General features: G+C 43.5%; 14 protein-coding genes. 9 read left to right on the top strand and 5 right to left on the bottom strand.

Annotation, left to right across the window (positions count from 1 at the left end; genetic code table 11):
- Positions 1–116 precede the first annotated feature (116 nt).
- Positions 117–674: a hypothetical protein gene (locus H9647_RS13715; RefSeq protein ID WP_191800805.1), complete on the bottom strand. Its 558-nt coding sequence runs from the start codon at positions 672–674 to the stop codon at positions 117–119.
- 169 nt (positions 675–843) lie between these two features.
- Between H9647_RS13715 and H9647_RS13710 the strand changes: the two genes are divergently transcribed.
- From H9647_RS13710 to H9647_RS13695, 4 genes are all read left to right on the top strand, one after another.
- On the top strand, positions 844–1,503 hold the full coding sequence (locus H9647_RS13710; protein WP_191800803.1) for a hypothetical protein: 660 nt from the start codon (positions 844–846) through the stop codon (positions 1,501–1,503).
- 92 nt (positions 1,504–1,595) lie between these two features.
- On the top strand, positions 1,596–1,907 hold the full coding sequence (locus tag H9647_RS13705) for a hypothetical protein (RefSeq protein WP_225229279.1): 312 nt from the start codon (positions 1,596–1,598) through the stop codon (positions 1,905–1,907).
- 12 nt (positions 1,908–1,919) lie between these two features.
- Positions 1,920–2,201 (top strand): hypothetical protein, encoded by a 282-nt coding sequence (locus H9647_RS13700; RefSeq protein ID WP_191800801.1) that lies wholly within the window; start codon positions 1,920–1,922, stop codon positions 2,199–2,201.
- Positions 2,202–2,211: 10 nt separating this feature from the next.
- Positions 2,212–5,868, top strand: a complete 3,657-nt coding sequence (locus tag H9647_RS13695) for a multicopper oxidase domain-containing protein (protein ID WP_191800799.1) — start codon at positions 2,212–2,214, stop codon at positions 5,866–5,868.
- Between the two features lie 62 nt (positions 5,869–5,930).
- On the opposite strand, the gene H9647_RS13690 is transcribed toward H9647_RS13695, so the two are convergent.
- Positions 5,931–6,572 (bottom strand): hypothetical protein, encoded by a 642-nt coding sequence (locus H9647_RS13690; protein ID WP_191800797.1) that lies wholly within the window; start codon positions 6,570–6,572, stop codon positions 5,931–5,933.
- An 80-nt stretch (positions 6,573–6,652) separates the two neighbouring features.
- Here H9647_RS13690 and H9647_RS13685 point away from each other — a divergent pair, with 80 nt between their 5' ends.
- Positions 6,653–7,069: a hypothetical protein gene (locus tag H9647_RS13685; protein ID WP_191800795.1), complete on the top strand. Its 417-nt coding sequence runs from the start codon at positions 6,653–6,655 to the stop codon at positions 7,067–7,069.
- Positions 7,070–7,166: 97 nt separating this feature from the next.
- Here the strand turns inward: H9647_RS13685 and H9647_RS13680 are convergent, their stop codons facing one another.
- From H9647_RS13680 to H9647_RS13670, 3 genes are all read right to left on the bottom strand, one after another.
- Positions 7,167–8,126: an MraY family glycosyltransferase gene (locus H9647_RS13680; RefSeq protein ID WP_191800852.1), complete on the bottom strand. Its 960-nt coding sequence runs from the start codon at positions 8,124–8,126 to the stop codon at positions 7,167–7,169.
- A 158-nt stretch (positions 8,127–8,284) separates the two neighbouring features.
- Entirely contained in the window at positions 8,285–8,716 is a 432-nt protein-coding gene (locus tag H9647_RS13675; protein ID WP_191800793.1) for a hypothetical protein, read from the bottom strand.
- Positions 8,717–8,802: 86 nt separating this feature from the next.
- Positions 8,803–10,995, bottom strand: coding sequence for a YhgE/Pip domain-containing protein (locus tag H9647_RS13670; RefSeq protein ID WP_191800791.1), 2,193 nt, complete (start codon positions 10,993–10,995; stop codon positions 8,803–8,805).
- 311 nt (positions 10,996–11,306) lie between these two features.
- Here H9647_RS13670 and H9647_RS13665 point away from each other — a divergent pair, with 311 nt between their 5' ends.
- From H9647_RS13665 to H9647_RS13650, 4 genes are all read left to right on the top strand, one after another.
- On the top strand, positions 11,307–12,617 hold the full coding sequence (locus tag H9647_RS13665) for an ABC transporter substrate-binding protein (RefSeq protein ID WP_191800789.1): 1,311 nt from the start codon (positions 11,307–11,309) through the stop codon (positions 12,615–12,617).
- A 130-nt stretch (positions 12,618–12,747) separates the two neighbouring features.
- Positions 12,748–13,626 (top strand): carbohydrate ABC transporter permease, encoded by an 879-nt coding sequence (locus H9647_RS13660; protein WP_318245306.1) that lies wholly within the window; start codon positions 12,748–12,750, stop codon positions 13,624–13,626.
- A complete protein-coding gene (locus H9647_RS13655) occupies positions 13,626–14,471 on the top strand; it encodes a carbohydrate ABC transporter permease (protein ID WP_191800787.1) in 846 nt (281 codons plus the stop codon). The genes H9647_RS13660 and H9647_RS13655 overlap by 1 nt, the downstream gene beginning before the upstream one ends.
- Before the next feature lie 266 nt (positions 14,472–14,737).
- Positions 14,738–16,330 carry a DUF4127 family protein gene (locus H9647_RS13650; protein ID WP_191800785.1) on the top strand — a complete coding sequence of 531 codons (1,593 nt, stop codon included), beginning with the start codon at positions 14,738–14,740 and terminating at the stop codon, positions 16,328–16,330.
- The last annotated feature ends 11 nt before the right edge of the window (positions 16,331–16,341 follow it).

Here is a 16,341-nt window from a genome sequence, read left to right as displayed (position 1 = left end):
CAAGGAAATGTTTAGGTTGGAAAACAGCTCACGAATCATTTGAAGAAGAAGTGTCGCACTTGGATTGACAATCCGTCAACGCAAAAAAAAGCAGGACCTGTCGGTCCTGCAGCCTTCTACTCCTCTACATCATACGTTTCATCATACATCTCATTATAATTCTCGTCATAATTCTCATCACCGTATTCATCTATATAATCCGCATGATGGCCGGCGTGATGACCCGTGTGATGAGGATTCTTCTTACGTCCAAACCACTCGATTTTATGAATATGCTGCTGAAGAATCGTAACGACTTTCCCATCTGCCTTTTTAATATCTACATAGTCCGTACCGACTTGACTTAATACACCGCGAATTTTTTCTACCTTTTCTCCAGACACGACTTCAATTACAACGACATTGCCGATGTGGCGAAATAATTCAAAGTTAAGGCCATGGTTTAGCCCTGCTAAACGAAGCTGAATCAGCGGTTTTACACCGTCGATGATCTGAAAGCACCGATCACGATGAAATTTATGTTTTGTCACTGGCTTGTGACAAGCGCAATCGTCCGCATGTTTAATGACTTCCAAATGACATTTCTTTTTTACATGTACATGAGAACTACTTTTGAACTTCGTTTTACGTGGAACGGTTACTTTCTTGTTTAGAATAACTGGGCTCTGTTTCATGATTACCTCCATTGACTGTTGACTTACCCCATTTATATGTCCGTATGGGTAAGTGTGTATGAGGCAATAGCCCATATAAAAAAATAAAGTTTATATAGGCATTCAACCATCCCCTTTCAGGCGAACACCCATATATTGACGATAAACCATAGTAGGAGGCATAAAATTCGTGAAAAACGTAAAAAAGAGAATTGGTATCAGCTCCCCAACGACATCCTTACCGAGAAATGAATTTATTGAGCTGCGTGCATGCATAGAGGAAGCAAATCACATTCTGCAAACCTTGGGCAATCCACGTACGCCTGAAAATCCCAGACAGCTGCAACTGAAACTTGCTTCTTTAATTGGAAAACAGGTGAAAGCGGAAATTTCCTTTCAAGGGAAGTTCAAGACGATAACCGGTATCCTGAGAGAAGTAGGAAAGAATTATATTCAGCTCGGAACGAAAAACGTTAAGCGATATGTCATGTTTGATCATCTAATATCTGTAGCCATGAATGCTCAAGATGACCATTATCCTCAGCATCAGAAAAATCCTTATTTCAACGAGAAGCTAAACTGTGAGATCTTGTATAATTTCACGGATGTCGTCTCGGGCAGTGTCAAGCTGCTTAACCGCTTTTATGGTATTCCTCTAAGTGTTGCACTCCTCCAGGATGTAGGAAAGAAAATCAGGATTAAACAGGCCGATTCAGAGATCATCCACTCCGGTATTTTAATAAATACGACGGACCAAGCGATCATTATTCAGACAGCGAAGCAAGAGCATGGGGAGACATTAGAGACCATCCCTTTTGATGAAATCGAGGTTATTCGTATACAAAATTAAATAAAGGGTAATATTTCCCCTCTTTGGCGACATAAATATAATTGGATGATTCTTTTTACAAATCCAATGATGCCAAGGAGGGGAAATTTCATTTGAATCCATCTAAATCAGCCAAAGATTATATCGATAATTCAGATATTAATTCGATATTCGAGGATTTGCTTGGTCAAGATATTATCGTCATACTCGATGTCGCACAGCTTAACATTTTGGGCCAAACGTTCAGACCGATCTTCACAGGAACGCTTGTAGAAGTCAGAGGAGGTTCTATTCGATTAGATCCGGCCATTATTAAAATGCCCAATGCTCCTAATTTCGTATTTCCTACACCTCTATGTTTTCCAATTGAAAATATCGCAATTTTTGCTCCATTTGATCTGGATGCTAGGCTTACACTTTCCTAAGGAGGTACGAAAATGGCACTAACTCAACAACATAGTGTAAATAGAAGGAGACAAGAAGCGCTCATTGCTGAATTTCGTGAGTATATCGGTAATCGCATACTTGTCATGACAGAAGCGTATCCCTTTTTTTATGTAGGCAGGATTACAGAAGTGGAATCAGATACGGTATTTATAAAAGTAGAGCTCTCCAATGTCCCTGAACTGGATAACATCGTTCTACGTACACACATCGATAATATACAGGTTTATTTTATCGAAACTCCGCAACACCCGATTCCTGAAATACGATTATAAGAGGTGAAACGTGAAAAGACGATTTCATATTGTAGCGATTTCGGTTCGGATCGTCATCAACGACTTTGGAGATCATGATCCCGAGGGGAAAATGTATGTCTTGAAACAAAATGAAGACAAGGTCCGTAAGCAGATCGCGAAGAATCCTTTTACTACGGTTGATTTAGTGCAGCCACTGATTATTCGGGCCAATGCAGGGGATGAAATTGAAGTGTTGTTTGAAAATAAGCTGGATTTCCCAGCTTCGTTACACATTCAAGACGTAGATTATGACGTCATGACCTCAGATGGAGCAGCTGTCGGCTTTAATAAGAATACGACAGTGAAGCCGGGTGACTCTATCGTTTATGGGTGGCATACGTCTCGTGAGGGCATTAGTTACTTCACTGATCTTGGAAATACCCTTTCTAGTGAACTTGGAACGCAGGTACATGGGCTCTTCGGTGCACTCATTGTAGAACCCAAGGGATCAACATGGACGGATCCGATTACGGGTCAACCGATTGAATCGGGCGTTTATGCGGATGTACATAATCCTTTCCTGCCCTCTTTTAGAGAGTACGCCTGGGTGTTCCATGATGAGATGGAAGTAAAGGACCTGACAGGGGATACCCCTTTCAGTCCACATACACTGCAGCCTGAAGCTACGCATGCCGTTAACTATAGGGCAGAACCGATGAGAAATCGGCAGCGGCTTATTATGGAAGGTGTGGTTTCTCCGGAAACGGAAGGGGAAGAGGTTCATCATGATTCATGGATGTTTGGAGATCCAACAACCCCCATTTTACGAGCGTATGTCGGCGATCCTTTAAAGATAAGATTGGTGCATGGCGGAGTGAAAGAAACGCACATATTCCACTACCATGTTCATCAGTGGCTATTTGAAATTACCGATTTAGAATCGGAAATTAAGGATTCTCAGGCCATATCTCCGCAGACATCTTATACAATTTCTCCTTTATACGGAGCAGGAAGTCTGCAAGGCGCGTTTGGAGACATCATTATTCACTGTCATTTATATCCTCACTTTGATGAAGGAATGTGGGGGATGCAGCGTATTTTTAATACACTGCAAGATGGAACTGAAAAATATCCAAATGGTAAACCGATTGATGCTCTTGTGCCATTGCCGGACAGACCTGTGCCGCCTAAACCAACAAAAGATAAACCAGGATTCCCTAATTTCATTCCGGGCATTATCGGTAAAAAAGCACCTCGTCCACCGCTTGGCATTGTTGGAGGGCGCCCATCTACCCCGCTTGAGATCAATCAATTTGCACCTAATGCTGTCCCAGGAGCTGTATTTGTGAATCCTTGCGACCCAGAGATCAATCCGATGCGCGAGTTCGATATTGTCGGAATTCAGCTTCCGATCCAGTACAACAACAACGGCTGGCATGATCCGCAGGCACGAATATTTGTTTTGGCAGAAGATGAAGACGACATATGCTCAGGTCGTAAAGAACCGGAACCTTTAACAATCAGGGCAAATGCCGGCGACTGTATCAGGTTAAAGTTCACGAACAAATTCCCTGAAGTAATTGGCGGCAATGCATTCCAACTTGTCAATCGGACGTATGAGGCCGGTCTGCATGTTCACTTTGTTAAGTTCGATCCTCTCGTATCGGATGGAGCAAATGTGGGCTGGAATTATGACTCAGGTGTACTGCCGGGTCAGACCATTATCTATCAGTGGTTTGCTGATGTAGAGCTGAAGTCTACCTTCTTTCATGATCATTTATTTGCTAATCAGCATCAGCTTCATGGTGTATTTGGAGGCATTAATATACAGGCAAGAGGCTCGAAATTCCTTTCTTCCAAAACAGGAGAAGAGGTGAATTCAGGTACACAGGCAACCATTGTGAATCCTTTTATTCCTGACTTTAGAGAAATGACGCTGATTGTTCATGATTTTGCACTATTATTTGATAAAGACGGTAATCCTTTAAATCCACCTCCTTTCCCAAGTTCTCACGACGATCCGGGTGTCATGGGCATCAATTATAAGAATGAGCCGCTGCAATTCCGGCTGACCAATCCAGATATGGATCCGGCTTATATTTTTAGTTCGTGGGTACATGGAGATCCGGTAACACCCATTCTTCGAACCTACAATGGAGATCCAGTTCGAATCAGGCTCCTTCAAGGGGCCCATGAGGAATCCCATTCTTTCAACCTGCATCGACAGCGCTGGAGAAGAGAACGCGGTGACCTTGATTCGGATCTTACCGATCAGCAGCATATTGGGATATCTGAGTCCTTTACCTTTGAGTTTGATATTGAAGGAGTAGGGGATTTCGATATGCTGTACCACTTTGGTTCGATTGACGATATCTGGGTTGGGAACTGGGGGCTTCTTCGAACATTTGAGGAGCGGGTTCCTGATCTCATTCCGTTACCTGATCGCAGAATACCAAAGACTAGAACGAAACCTTTGCCTGAATGTACAGGAAGAAAACCTCCAAAACCAAGAGGAGAAGAGGTTATACCTGGTCCACCGGGAGCTCCTATTCGAAGCTATGAAGTCGTCGCTTTGCAAACCCCTGTTATCTACAATAAATTTGGTGATCAGGATCCGTTCAGTGTAATTTTCGCTTTACAGGAAGATGCTGAGGATATCCGAAATGGAATTCTTAACCCGGAACCACTGATTATTCGGGGGAATGTAGGGGAAGTCGTACAGGTGACGCTCAGAAATGAACTCGATGACCTGAAGTTTCCTCCTGATGATCAGCTCTACCCGGGAGTTCCGGTCAATGTCATTCATAAACCTTCCAAACGAATTTCACTTCATGCCCAGTTACTTGCTTATGATGTTCGTTTTTCAGATGGAGCAACGGTTGGCTTTAACCCGGATCAAACGATAGCTCCGGGAGAAGAGATTACGTATCACTGGTATATTGATCAGCAAGTAGGTGCCGTTGGGCTGGTAGATATGGCCGATATTCGAAATCATAGACATCACGGGGCTTTTGGAATGCTTGTAACCGAGCCTAGAGGTGCTACCTATCATCATCATGTTACAGGGGAACCTGTTACGACAGGCAGTCAGGTTATCATTAACGCCGGCGGGTTTAGGTCAAGAGAATTTTGCATTATTATGCATGATGGAGTCCGTCTTTATAATAAAGAGGGCAGACTCATTATTGATCCTGAACCGGTAATTAACATTGATGCAGAAGCGGAAGAAGAAACAGAGGACTTTGAAGATCAGGGTTCACGTGGGTTTAATTACAGGGCTGAACGATTCAGGAATCGGCTGATTCAAAATCCTGACATTTCACTTGTTTTTAGTTCAAAGGTTCATGGAGATCCGGCAACGCCTTTGTTCTTAGCCTACGCGGGTGATCCTGTTACGATTCGTTTTATATTCAGTTCAGATCGAGCTAGGGCGCACACGTTTCTTCTTCACGGCCATCAGTGGCTGAGAAGTGATGATGATGTAAACTCGGAACCGGTATCTTTCCAAGGACACATTACGGTAGGACACACGGATGACTTCCAGCTGTTATACGGTGCGGGTGGATTTTTAGGCAGACCTGGCGATTATTTATATCGCTCGGGGAATATAAGATGGGATATTGAGCTTGGCGTATGGGGTATTTTTAGAGTTCTGAAAGATCAGGTACCCGAATTAGCTCCTCTGGATGATGACATGATCCCATAACGAGCTTCATGATCAAATAAAGACACCTCGTTAATTCGAGGTGTCTTCCAGTTCAGCCGGAATTATAAAAATCTTTGTTTTTCGATACTTTGAACATCTTTCCACAGGGCAGATGAAGTTGATCCATTATGCGTCCACTCGATCCCTTGGGAACTGACACTTACGAGTATTCCTTTCTGGCGCACGGAGTTCGTTTCAATCGTTACCCGGTTTTTTAGCAAAAGTTTTACGTGCCCGGCCAAGGTCTGATCAAAAAACTGCTGCTTTAGAAATTCTTTCTGTGCGACGGTTTTGCCAAACCTGAGCAGTAATTTTTGTTTTAACTCACTGTCATATACAACCTGCTGATGCTGCTGGTGCGGTAAATTCACTTGTTCAAAAGGCTGCTCTGCTGATTCAATGGCATGAAAGGGTATCCAGTATTTTGTAAATAGGTTGGTTAAGATGACAAAGTCCCTTCCTACAGCATCGGTTTTTGCTAACCATTCCTTCGTTCCATCGATGGACTTCCTTACGACTTTTACCGTTTGGGTCTTGTGAGATTTAAAAAACTGAGACAGCATAATTACTTTTCGTCGATTGGGATTTACATTTCCGATAATCTGAAGGTTCTGTTGGTGAATGTATTCCTGAAGAACTTTCAATTCATGTACCGGCAAAGGGCTGGCAGGCGAAGAGAACTTGGATAAATCTGAAGTAATCATGAACATCCCCCTAAAAACAAAGTTATAGACCATCTTATGTGCTTCACATTATGGATATGCGATGACTAGGAGGGTAACAGATGAATATTGCCTTATTCATTTTGATTAACGCATTAATCGCTTGTGGAATGGTGGGAACCTATCTTTATTTAAGAAAATTAAAAAACTTAATTAGTTACCACATGGGCATGAATATATCGATGACACTGAGTACGGTGAGTGCACTGTCTTTAGGGGCATTATGGGGAGTCCAATTTCCGCAGCATGCGGGTTGGGTAACAATTATAGCGACTATAGTGGCTATGCTGATTGGAATGATTTTTGGTACACTCGTGGATTATCAGACGATCGTAACCGGTATATCGACGGGAATGATGGCAGGCCTTATGGCTCCTATGATTGTATTGCACAGTCCTGATCCCTATCTTTTATTATCTTTTTGCATTATTTTGTTTTTCTTTTCGCTCATTATGTTATGCACCTCCGTTAAGGTGTAAATGAAAGAGGCCGCGTCCATCGCGGTTTCTTTTGTTTACACTAGCTCTTATAGCAAAAAAGCAGGACCATAAGGTCCTGCTTCAGTAAGATAGAAGACTACATTTGAACGAGCATAAGAATGATGGAAGACAAACATAAGCAGACGCTGACGAGGCATAGAACGGCAACTACCTGTTTATGAGAAAGCCCTGCACGCAGCAGTCTATAGTGTGCTTGGCTGGCATCTGCCTGATAGATGGCTTTGCCATCGAGAAATCTTTTGACCACAACAAACAGATTGTCGAAAATAGGTACACCCAGCGCCAGGATGGGGATGAGAATGGATAATACCGTCGCCTGCTTGAAAGCACCATCCAGAGCGATGACCGCCAGGATGAAACCGAGAAACGTGGCTCCCGCATCTCCCATAAAGACCCTTGCAGGCGGTTTGTTGAATTTCAAATATCCGATCGTTACACCCACGAGTACAATCGCCAGCATGGCAGAATTCCCTTGTCCCATGGTCAATGCCACAATAAACAAGGTCGTTCCGGAAATAGCCGATAACCCTCCCGCTAGACCGTCCATTCCATCCGAGAAGTTAATCACGGTCGTTACGCCGAAGATCCAGAGAATCGTGAGGGTAAACTGCAGCCAGACAGGAAGAGAAATATATTCTTCACTAAATGGGTTATAAAAGCCGCTGAAGCGAATTCCAGCCAAATAGGCGATGACGGCAGCAGACATTTGGACTACCATTTTGGGTAGAGCAGGGAAATCTTTCCCTTTAGTCTTGAACCAGTCATCCACAGTGCCAATGATCAGAAGCAGCAATCCGCCTAAAAACAAAGCACCTGTCTGCCAAGTATATTCTCCTGAAAACAGGAGGTATGTAATGAAAAAACCGATAAAGATCGCGTAACTTGCCGTTAAAGGAATCGGTTTTTTATGTAATTTACGTTCTTCATCCTCCCGGGGCTTGTCTACAAAATCGATTCTAAGGGCCAGACGTCCGAGTGGGGGAATTAGAAAAACAACGATAGCTATGGATAGTATAAGGGCTCCTGCATAAAGCATAACGAGGAATTCACCACTTTCTTCTATAATATACATTTATATTAAATATAGGTTTGTATTTTGTCGATCTTTTTATAACAAAAAAACTGCAAATTCCGGAAAGGAATTGCAGTTTATGTACGAGAATGACATAAGTCTTTGTTTTACTTACGTCAAAATTACAGATCTAGAAGAGCTTCTTCTAGAATCTTATTTAGAGAATCAGAGGAAGAATCACCTTTCCAGTACAAAATCAGTGCATTTTTATGTTCATATGCAGCAGGAGCATCATCTAAATAACTGATTTGTTGTTCCAGCTCTGCTAGTGCATCTTGCAAAGCATCTGCGGATGCATAAGTGAAGATGGACAAAGCTTCAGGTTGACCTGTAGCTTGTTCAGGCTGAACAATATATTGGACTGCAGGGACATGATTTAGAGTCGGTTTGTCAGCACTCTCATTTGCCGGCAGCAATTGAATGTTTTTATTCTCTAAAGCGCTTACGACCTGAGCCGGAGTAATGATGGCATGGTCATTGACGATCACGCTTGCTATGCCGCCAGCGGCGAGGACAAGAAATAAAATCAAGGTAGTGAGTATAGGTTTTTTCATAAATTTACCTCCGTTCTTATTCCTCATTATAGCGCAGAACAGAGGGAGAATGTTGCGGAATTGTGAATTGAAATGATTAACAAATATCAATGGATTATGTTGCTTTTTCTCGCTTTTTTAACTAGTGGTTCTGACAATTGGTTGATCGGTTTCTTGAGTAACAAGCCGAGCAGCATAAAGAGTCCAGCCATTAGCAGAAGAACAAAAATATCTCTCGTGATCACTTCCCTTAAAATGCCCCCGGTCGCTTCTCTCATGAGGCTGATGCCATACGTGAAAGGAAGGAACGGATGAATGAGCTGAAAAAAGAAAGGGGTCACTTCAATAGGAAATGTACCGCCTGCTCCGCCAAGCTGCAAGACAAGGAGGACAATAGCCATTGCCTTCCCTACATTGCCAAAGACGGAGATGAGTGTGTATACAATGATCATGAATACGCTGCTGATCAGCATTCCGAACCATACAAAATACACAGGGTCATGTACATAGGCATGCAGTAAAAATAAATCGCCAAGTGTAACTACCAGCGACTGCAGCAGTGCCAGTGTCATAAAAGTCAGGTACCGGCCAAAGTACACTTGATAAGGTCGATAGGAGGATTTTACCCGGTGATTACCAGAGAGATCCTCCTCTTTTTCCGAGTGGGAATGTTCATGTACTTCAACGGACAGCAGAGAGACAAGCAGCAGTGCTCCCACCCATAGGGATAAGGTAGTGAAAAAGGGAGACATTGCTGAGCCGTAATTCGGAATGGGATACAGCTTATGTTCTTTTAAAGACACGGGAGAGGCAAAAAAGTTGCTCTCTTTCTGAAAATCAATCTGCAATAAATCAATAATTTCTTGCAGATTGCCGGTACGGTCAAACTCGCGAATACTGCCTGCAATTTCTGTTATTTTTTTCTGGACCTCAGGCAGTTCAGACTTCACCTTCGTCAAAGCCTCTCCCCCTGCAGTCAGGCCCTCTTCAGCGTCCGCTATGATTTCCTTGATACGAGGTAAAGCTGTTACCGCTGTCTGCAGCGCTTGATTTGCTTTTTGTGCAGTATCCGCTGCTTTCTCCACCGCCGTCTTCACAGCAGGAGCGATTTCACTGTCATACCGAAGGAGTATGTTTTGACTGATGGAAGCTGTTTCTTGCGCTACGTTGTATAGATTGTTCAGCAGTTCCGATGGATCTTGTCCCTCTTCGAGTGCGCTGCGGATGCTGTTTATAGCATTCAGCTGCGCTGTTAATCTGTCAGATAATGACTCTAGCTTTGAGATAAAGTTTGTATAAACCTGATCTGGCAAAAAGTTCTGAATCGCTTGAATCCATCCTTTTGCATCTTCAGTCAGCTGGAGAAGCGAGGTAAGCTTCGGCTCAAGATCATCAATGCGCTGGGTAATCTCTTCTGGAGTGAGCGCAGCATTTTGAATGGCTTCAAGCGCTGTGAGGGTAGAACTGGCCGCCTGGTTAATCAGAGTAATATCTTGTTTGATGATCGGTGATACAGCTTCTAGGGTATCTTGTACCTTGGGCAGCACTTCCGCAAGTTTAGCCGAAAATTCAGAAGCCTGATTTGCAGTTTGCTCCATGGATGGCAGAATTGCTTTAACCTGTTCCACCATATTCTTAAGATCTGCCACATCTTGAGTTGCCGTATCTGCTGCTTTAACTAGATCAGGTACCATATCTTCGAAACGAAAAACAAGAGCTTTTAACTTTTCAAGGGAAGGAAGTTCCTGTTCTAGTTTAATTCCTATTTCGTTAAATGCTTTGAAGATAACGCCGTTTGCCGTTTTAACAAAATTGGCCCCAATCTCACTCACAATACTCGTAGCACCCGAAGAAGTAATTTTGGGTGCAACGGCATTTATTTTTTCGTTTACATAATACTCTAGTTCCGGCTGGGAGGGATGATCGGAAAGTGCAGTAGCAAGCCCGGCAGAAAAGTTTGCAGGAATGATAATACTGGCATAATAGCGCCCTTTTTTAACCCCGGATAAAGCGTCTGCTTCACTGGTAAACACCCAGCCAATCTTGTTATTTGTATGGAGTGTATCTATGATTTCTTGCCCTGCATTTATGGATTTGCCAAGGACTATTGTTCCTTCATCCTTACTTACGACGGCCACTTTAATTCCGCTGGTATTGCTGTAGGGGTCCCAAGAAGACTCAATGTTAAACCAAGCATAGAGAGAAGGGAGGATAACGAGACCTAAGATAATGACCAGGGCAGGCCAATTGTGAAGAATGCGGTTCAAATCTTGAGTGTATATAGAAAATATTTTCTTCATGTTCAGCGGTTTCCTCCGGAAATCTAAGATAAAATCTATTCTTCCAATTGTTCTATTAGATTATGCAGAAGGCTTATGAACGGAAGAGAGGAGCGGCTCATATGAAAGATAAACCAAGTAAAACAGGGGTATTAGTCTAAAAAGAAAAAATATTCCGCTTTTTATAAAAGTATAGAAAAAACCTTTTTTTATTAGAATTGTTTTGCTATAATCTCCCACAAAGAGAATTAGAAGTAAAAATCTTCCAGGATTCTCGCATCAGATTGTTCTCTTCAAAAATGACATTTTCCAAAGCTAAAGGGGGAAAAGGAATGAGAAGAAACAGAAAAGGTGTTAAGCTGACCTGTCTTACCATTTTATTGTTAGCTATGTTTATTAGTGCTTGTTCAGGTGGAGGAGGGACAGCGGAACCAGCTGATCCGAAACCTGCCGATCCGGGAAAAACGGAAGTGAGCAGTGAACCCGTCACACTTAAGTTCTGGACGATTGCACTGCAGCCAAAGTTTAATGATTATTTCAACAAGCTCATTACCGAGTACGAAGCTGCCCATGAGAATGTCACAATCGAATGGCAGGATTACCCCTATGATGCAATTACACAGAAGCTGCTCACGAGCAGTGCGAGTGACACAAGCCCCGATGTTGTAAACCTCAATACGGAATTTGCCAACCAGATGGGCACCAAAGGAGCTCTGGTTGATCTAAATGAACACCTCACTGCTGAAGAAAAAGCCGAATATTTTGATGGAATTTTTAATTCAACCGTTCTTGGAGATAAAGCATATGCATTGCCGTGGTACACAGGCACCGAAGTTCTTTTTATGAACAAAAAAATAGTGGAAGCTGCCGGACTTGATCCTGCAAATCCTCCTCAAACCAGAGAAGAGCTCGCAGACTGGGCTCGTACGGTAAAAGAAAAGACAGGCAAAATGGGATATGCCTTAAATCTGGTTACGAAACTGCTGACCATTGATGGTATTCCGATTCTAAATGAGGATAAATCCGCTGCTGCTTTTAACACGCCGGAGATGGCAGCTACCGTTGAGAACCTCAAGAAACTGATGGATGAAGGACTCATCGTTAAAGAAGACTCGGATCTTGGTAAACAGGTTCAGTTCTATTCTGCAGAGCAGACTGCTTTTGTACTCGCAGGACCAACGTTTATCAATTTTATTAAGACATCAGCTCCCGAAATTTACGAGAACACGGTAGCCGTATCTCTTCCAACCGGAAAGGCAGGGCTTCGTTTATCGAATTCTATGGACCTTGTTGTACCTAGTAAATCCAAGCATCCAAAAGAAGCGGCAGAGTTTGCAAAATTCATTACAAATGCAGAGAACCAAATCGCTTTCTCTAAAGAGGCAAATACACTGCCATCGACCAAAAAATCAGTAGAAGACCCATTCTTTACGGAATCCGACGGTTCGCTTGAAGCAGAAGCAAAACTCGCTTCGAGTCAAAGTCTCGATAAAGCTACGGATCACATGGTAGGTGTGCCGAATGCATCGGACATCAACTCAGCTCTAGCCCGCGGATTACAAGATATGTTGCTGAATGGCAAAGAGATTCAAGCAACCCTTAAAGCCATGGAAACCGAAGTAAATAATATTCTGAAGCAATAGTGATTAGCTTGAATCTCAATTTCATAACTCAGTAAACGCAATATGAAATTGATTCAGCTCTAACAGATAAACCAAAAAAGTGAGGCAGGACTTGTTCTTGCCTCCTGCTGTTTATGAGGAGGAATGTAAAGTGAGATGGATTCGCTCCGAGTCTTTTGCAGCCTGGGCTTTCATGACCCCGGGGCTGATCATTATCGCCGTGTTCGTATTTTGGCCGATCCTTTACGGAATTCCGTTGTCACTAACGAACTATTCTGTCATCGCAGAGACCAAATATGTCGGGCTGAATAATTTTAAAAATGCTTTTCTAGATAAGAACTTCACAATCTCTCTATGGAACTCACTGCTGTATGTTATCGTAGTGCCGTTCATCCAGATTTTCTCCATCCTAATGGCTATTCTGGTGAATAGTCGTATTCCCGGAATCAAGCTGTTTCGTGCCGCATTCTATATTCCTGTCGTTACTTCTATGGTAGCTGTGGCGCTGATCTGGAGCTGGCTGCTGAGTAATAACGGGGTAGTGAACTACCTGCTTATGAAAGTAGGAATCATTAGTGAGCAAATCTCTTGGTTATCATCAAGTGAAACAGCACTAGCAACACTGATGTTCATCACGATGTGGAAGGCACTTGGGTATTATATGATGCTTTATTTAGCAGGTCTGCAGGGGATTCCGAATGATCTGTACGAGGCAGCAAGGGTGGATGGAGCAAACCGACTTCAGCTGATTTGGAGTATTACACTTCCGCTGCTGCGTCCTCATATTTTCTTCTGTTCCCTGATTTCCGTAATGGGTGCTGTGCGGGTCTTTGACGAAGTATATATTCTGACAAAAGGCGGACCCGGGACGTCTACGCTCGTATCGAGTGTGTATATTTTTGAAAAAGGGATTAACCAATTTAACTTCGGATATGCATCTGCGCTTGGACTAATCGTCAGTGTGCTGATCGGCGGACTGAGCGTCCTCGTATTTAAGTTCAATCAGAAAGGCGGTGTCAATCCTTACTGATGGAAACGACGAGAAGAGCAAAAAACGTGCGCAAGATTACTAATATGGCGGTCACCTATTTCTTTTTGATTCTGCTGGCTATCTTTATGATGGGACCTTTTCTGTGGCTGCTCAGCGTTTCGCTGATGCCGGGCAGAAATGTGTTTGCTACACCACCTGCAATCTTCCCAACGTTTATTGATTTTGATAACTACGTACAGGTATGGGCGTTCCTTAACTTTCCGAGATACATCCTGAATACCGTAATGATTACCGTGCTTGGCGTGGTATTTAATATTGTACTAGCCTGTATGACCGGATATCCGCTCGCGGTGTTCCGATTTAAGGGCAGAAACTTCGTGTTTGTGACGATGATTGCCACGATGATTATTCCTTCATCCACCGCAATGATCGTGCACTATTTGACGATACAAGAATTGCATTTAATGAATACGTATTTGGGTGTGGTGCTGCCCGCAGCCGTTTCCGTATTTAATATCTTCCTGATGCGTCAGACTTTCATTGGGATCCCGATTGATGTGAGAGATTCAGGGAAGATGGACGGCGCGTCCGAATTCCGAATTTGGTGGCAACTCATTTTACCCCTGGTAAAACCGGGGATTGCCGTTATTGCGCTGCTTGAGGTGATGTCATTCTGGAATAGCTTCCTGTGGCCGATTGTTGTTCTTGAAGATACGGATAAATATCCGCTGTCTTCTGCACTCACCTACCTAAATGGACAGTTCTCTTATAATTTCGGCTGGATTGCCGCCGGAACGATGATTTCTGTTATCCCTATCATCCTGGTTTTCCTCTTCACACAGCGGTACTACATGGAAGGCATCGCCGGAGCCGTAAAAGGATAAGTTTTCTCTTGCCGATGGAAGCGGCAAGAGACACGCCGAAGGCTACAGTTTTTTTGCTCTACCTCGTCTGCCTTATGTAGAAACGGCAGACAAACGCCGAAGGCTAAAAACACCTAACAAACCAGTCAGCCAAGTGGATATTAGGCTGACTTATGCCAAAGGCATCAAACTAACTAATATCGAGGTAAGGGTGGAGTGAAACGACCCGCCACCCAGTCCCCCTTGCAGAGCGAGTGTTCTGGATTCTGAGCGACTTTTGGCTTTGAATGCAGAGATTCCTCTACCTAGAAACCCTTCGCATTCAAAACAAGTCGGAGCGAAGAGGCCAGAACAGGAGTGATCATTTGCAAATCACCTTTATCCCATTAGACGAAAGACCATGTAACTACGAATTCCCATACATGCTTGTCCAAGGAACCGAGCATATGGTCGACCGGCCTCCGCTGTCCATGATGGGACAGAAGAAAACACCGGGAGACTGGGAACAGCTGTGGACATGGCTAGAAGAGAAAATAGAAACCGCAGATGGAGCCGTTATTGCGCTCGATACATTATTGTACGGAGGAATCATCCCTTCTCGGCTGCATTATTTTAGTGAAACCGTATTACTCGAACGGCTAAACCGATTGCGAAAAATAAAAGAGAAGCGTCCTGAACTAAAACTGTTGGCTTTCCAGCTCATCATGCGTTGTCCGCAGTATTCGATCTCGGATGAAGAACCGGACTATTATGCCGATTGGGGCCGTGAAATTTTTCGAAAAGGATACATTGATCACCGGAAAGAGTTGAATATCGCAACGGCAGAAGAACTGGAGGAACTGAGCGATATAAACAGTCGCTTACCGGATGACGTGCTGAATGATTATCTAGGCCGAAGAAAAATCAATATGGAAGCGAACAAAGCCGTACTGGAACTTGTGAAGGACGGAACGATTGATTTTCTGATCTTTCCTCAGGACGACTCCGCTCCGTATGGTTATACAGCAAAGGATCAGCAGGTAGCAAGACAGCGAATTGGAGAACTGGATCTGGAACTAAAAGCTTATATGTATTCGGGAGCCGATGAAGTGGGATGCACGCTGATGGCGAGGCTGATTAACGAGTGGAAAGGGGTACAGCCGCTTGTATATCCAAGGCTTTCTTCCATTCAAGGGGCTTTTGTGACCCCGGTTTATGAAGACCGCTTTTTCTATGAAACACTGAAATACCAGATTACCGCTGCAGGAGCACTGATTGCTTCGAGTGCAGCCGAAGCTGACCTCATCTTACTGGCAAGCACACCTGGAGAAACTATGATGGAAGCTGTTTCGCAGGAACATCCTTTTTTCAGTTATGACGTGTACCGTAATTTGATGGAGCTGGTGGAGTACGGGAACTATATGCTGAAGCAGGGGAAGGCTGTAGCCGTTGCAGATGTAGGATATGCCAACGGGGCGGATCTAAAGCTTGTAAAGATGCTGCGTCAAAAAGAAATGTTGTTCCAGCTGGCAGGATACGCCGCTTGGAACACAAGTTCAAATTCACTCGGGACCGTAATATCCCAGGCCCTCCTATACACCCATTATGGACGTACGCAGGAACATCTCGATTTTCTCTCACTTCGATATGCTGAGGATGCGGGTTACTGCGCCATCGTGCGGAAAGAGCTGAATGCAGGTCTCGTAGATCAGATGGGATATAACAAGTTTTTGCTAGATGGACCTCGCGGTGAAGTCGCGAAATATGTAAGAGCGAGATTAACAGAAGTAATAGAAGAGAAGATAAATGGATCAGATGGAAAGGTGACGATTACGGATTGCTATATGCCATGGAATCGTACATTTGAAGTCGGTTTGAAAGTGAAATATACGCAGGAATAGATAAATGATAC

The organism is Paenibacillus gallinarum, assembly GCF_014836635.1.
Classification (GTDB): Bacteria; Bacillota; Bacilli; order Paenibacillales; family Paenibacillaceae; genus Paenibacillus; species Paenibacillus gallinarum.
This window is presented reverse-complemented; position numbering and strand designations above follow the sequence as displayed.

What these genes read in the sequence shown, in the direction of transcription:
- H9647_RS13715 (WP_191800805.1), bottom strand. Translation starts at nt 674, where the DNA reads ATGAAACAGAGCCCAGTTATTCTAAACAAGAAAGTAACCGTTCCACGT.
- H9647_RS13700 (WP_191800801.1), top strand. Translation starts at nt 1,920, where the DNA reads ATGGCACTAACTCAACAACATAGTGTAAATAGAAGGAGACAAGAAGCG.
- H9647_RS13690 (WP_191800797.1), bottom strand. Translation starts at nt 6,572, where the DNA reads ATGATTACTTCAGATTTATCCAAGTTCTCTTCGCCTGCCAGCCCTTTG.
- H9647_RS13685 (WP_191800795.1), top strand. Translation starts at nt 6,653, where the DNA reads ATGAATATTGCCTTATTCATTTTGATTAACGCATTAATCGCTTGTGGA.
- H9647_RS13680 (WP_191800852.1), bottom strand. Translation starts at nt 8,126, where the DNA reads ATGCTTTATGCAGGAGCCCTTATACTATCCATAGCTATCGTTGTTTTT.
- H9647_RS13675 (WP_191800793.1), bottom strand. Translation starts at nt 8,716, where the DNA reads ATGAAAAAACCTATACTCACTACCTTGATTTTATTTCTTGTCCTCGCC.
- H9647_RS13670 (WP_191800791.1), bottom strand. Translation starts at nt 10,995, where the DNA reads ATGAAGAAAATATTTTCTATATACACTCAAGATTTGAACCGCATTCTT.
- H9647_RS13665 (WP_191800789.1), top strand. Translation starts at nt 11,307, where the DNA reads ATGAGAAGAAACAGAAAAGGTGTTAAGCTGACCTGTCTTACCATTTTA.
- H9647_RS13655 (WP_191800787.1), top strand. Translation starts at nt 13,626, where the DNA reads ATGGAAACGACGAGAAGAGCAAAAAACGTGCGCAAGATTACTAATATG.
- H9647_RS13650 (WP_191800785.1), top strand. Translation starts at nt 14,738, where the DNA reads ATGCAGAGATTCCTCTACCTAGAAACCCTTCGCATTCAAAACAAGTCG.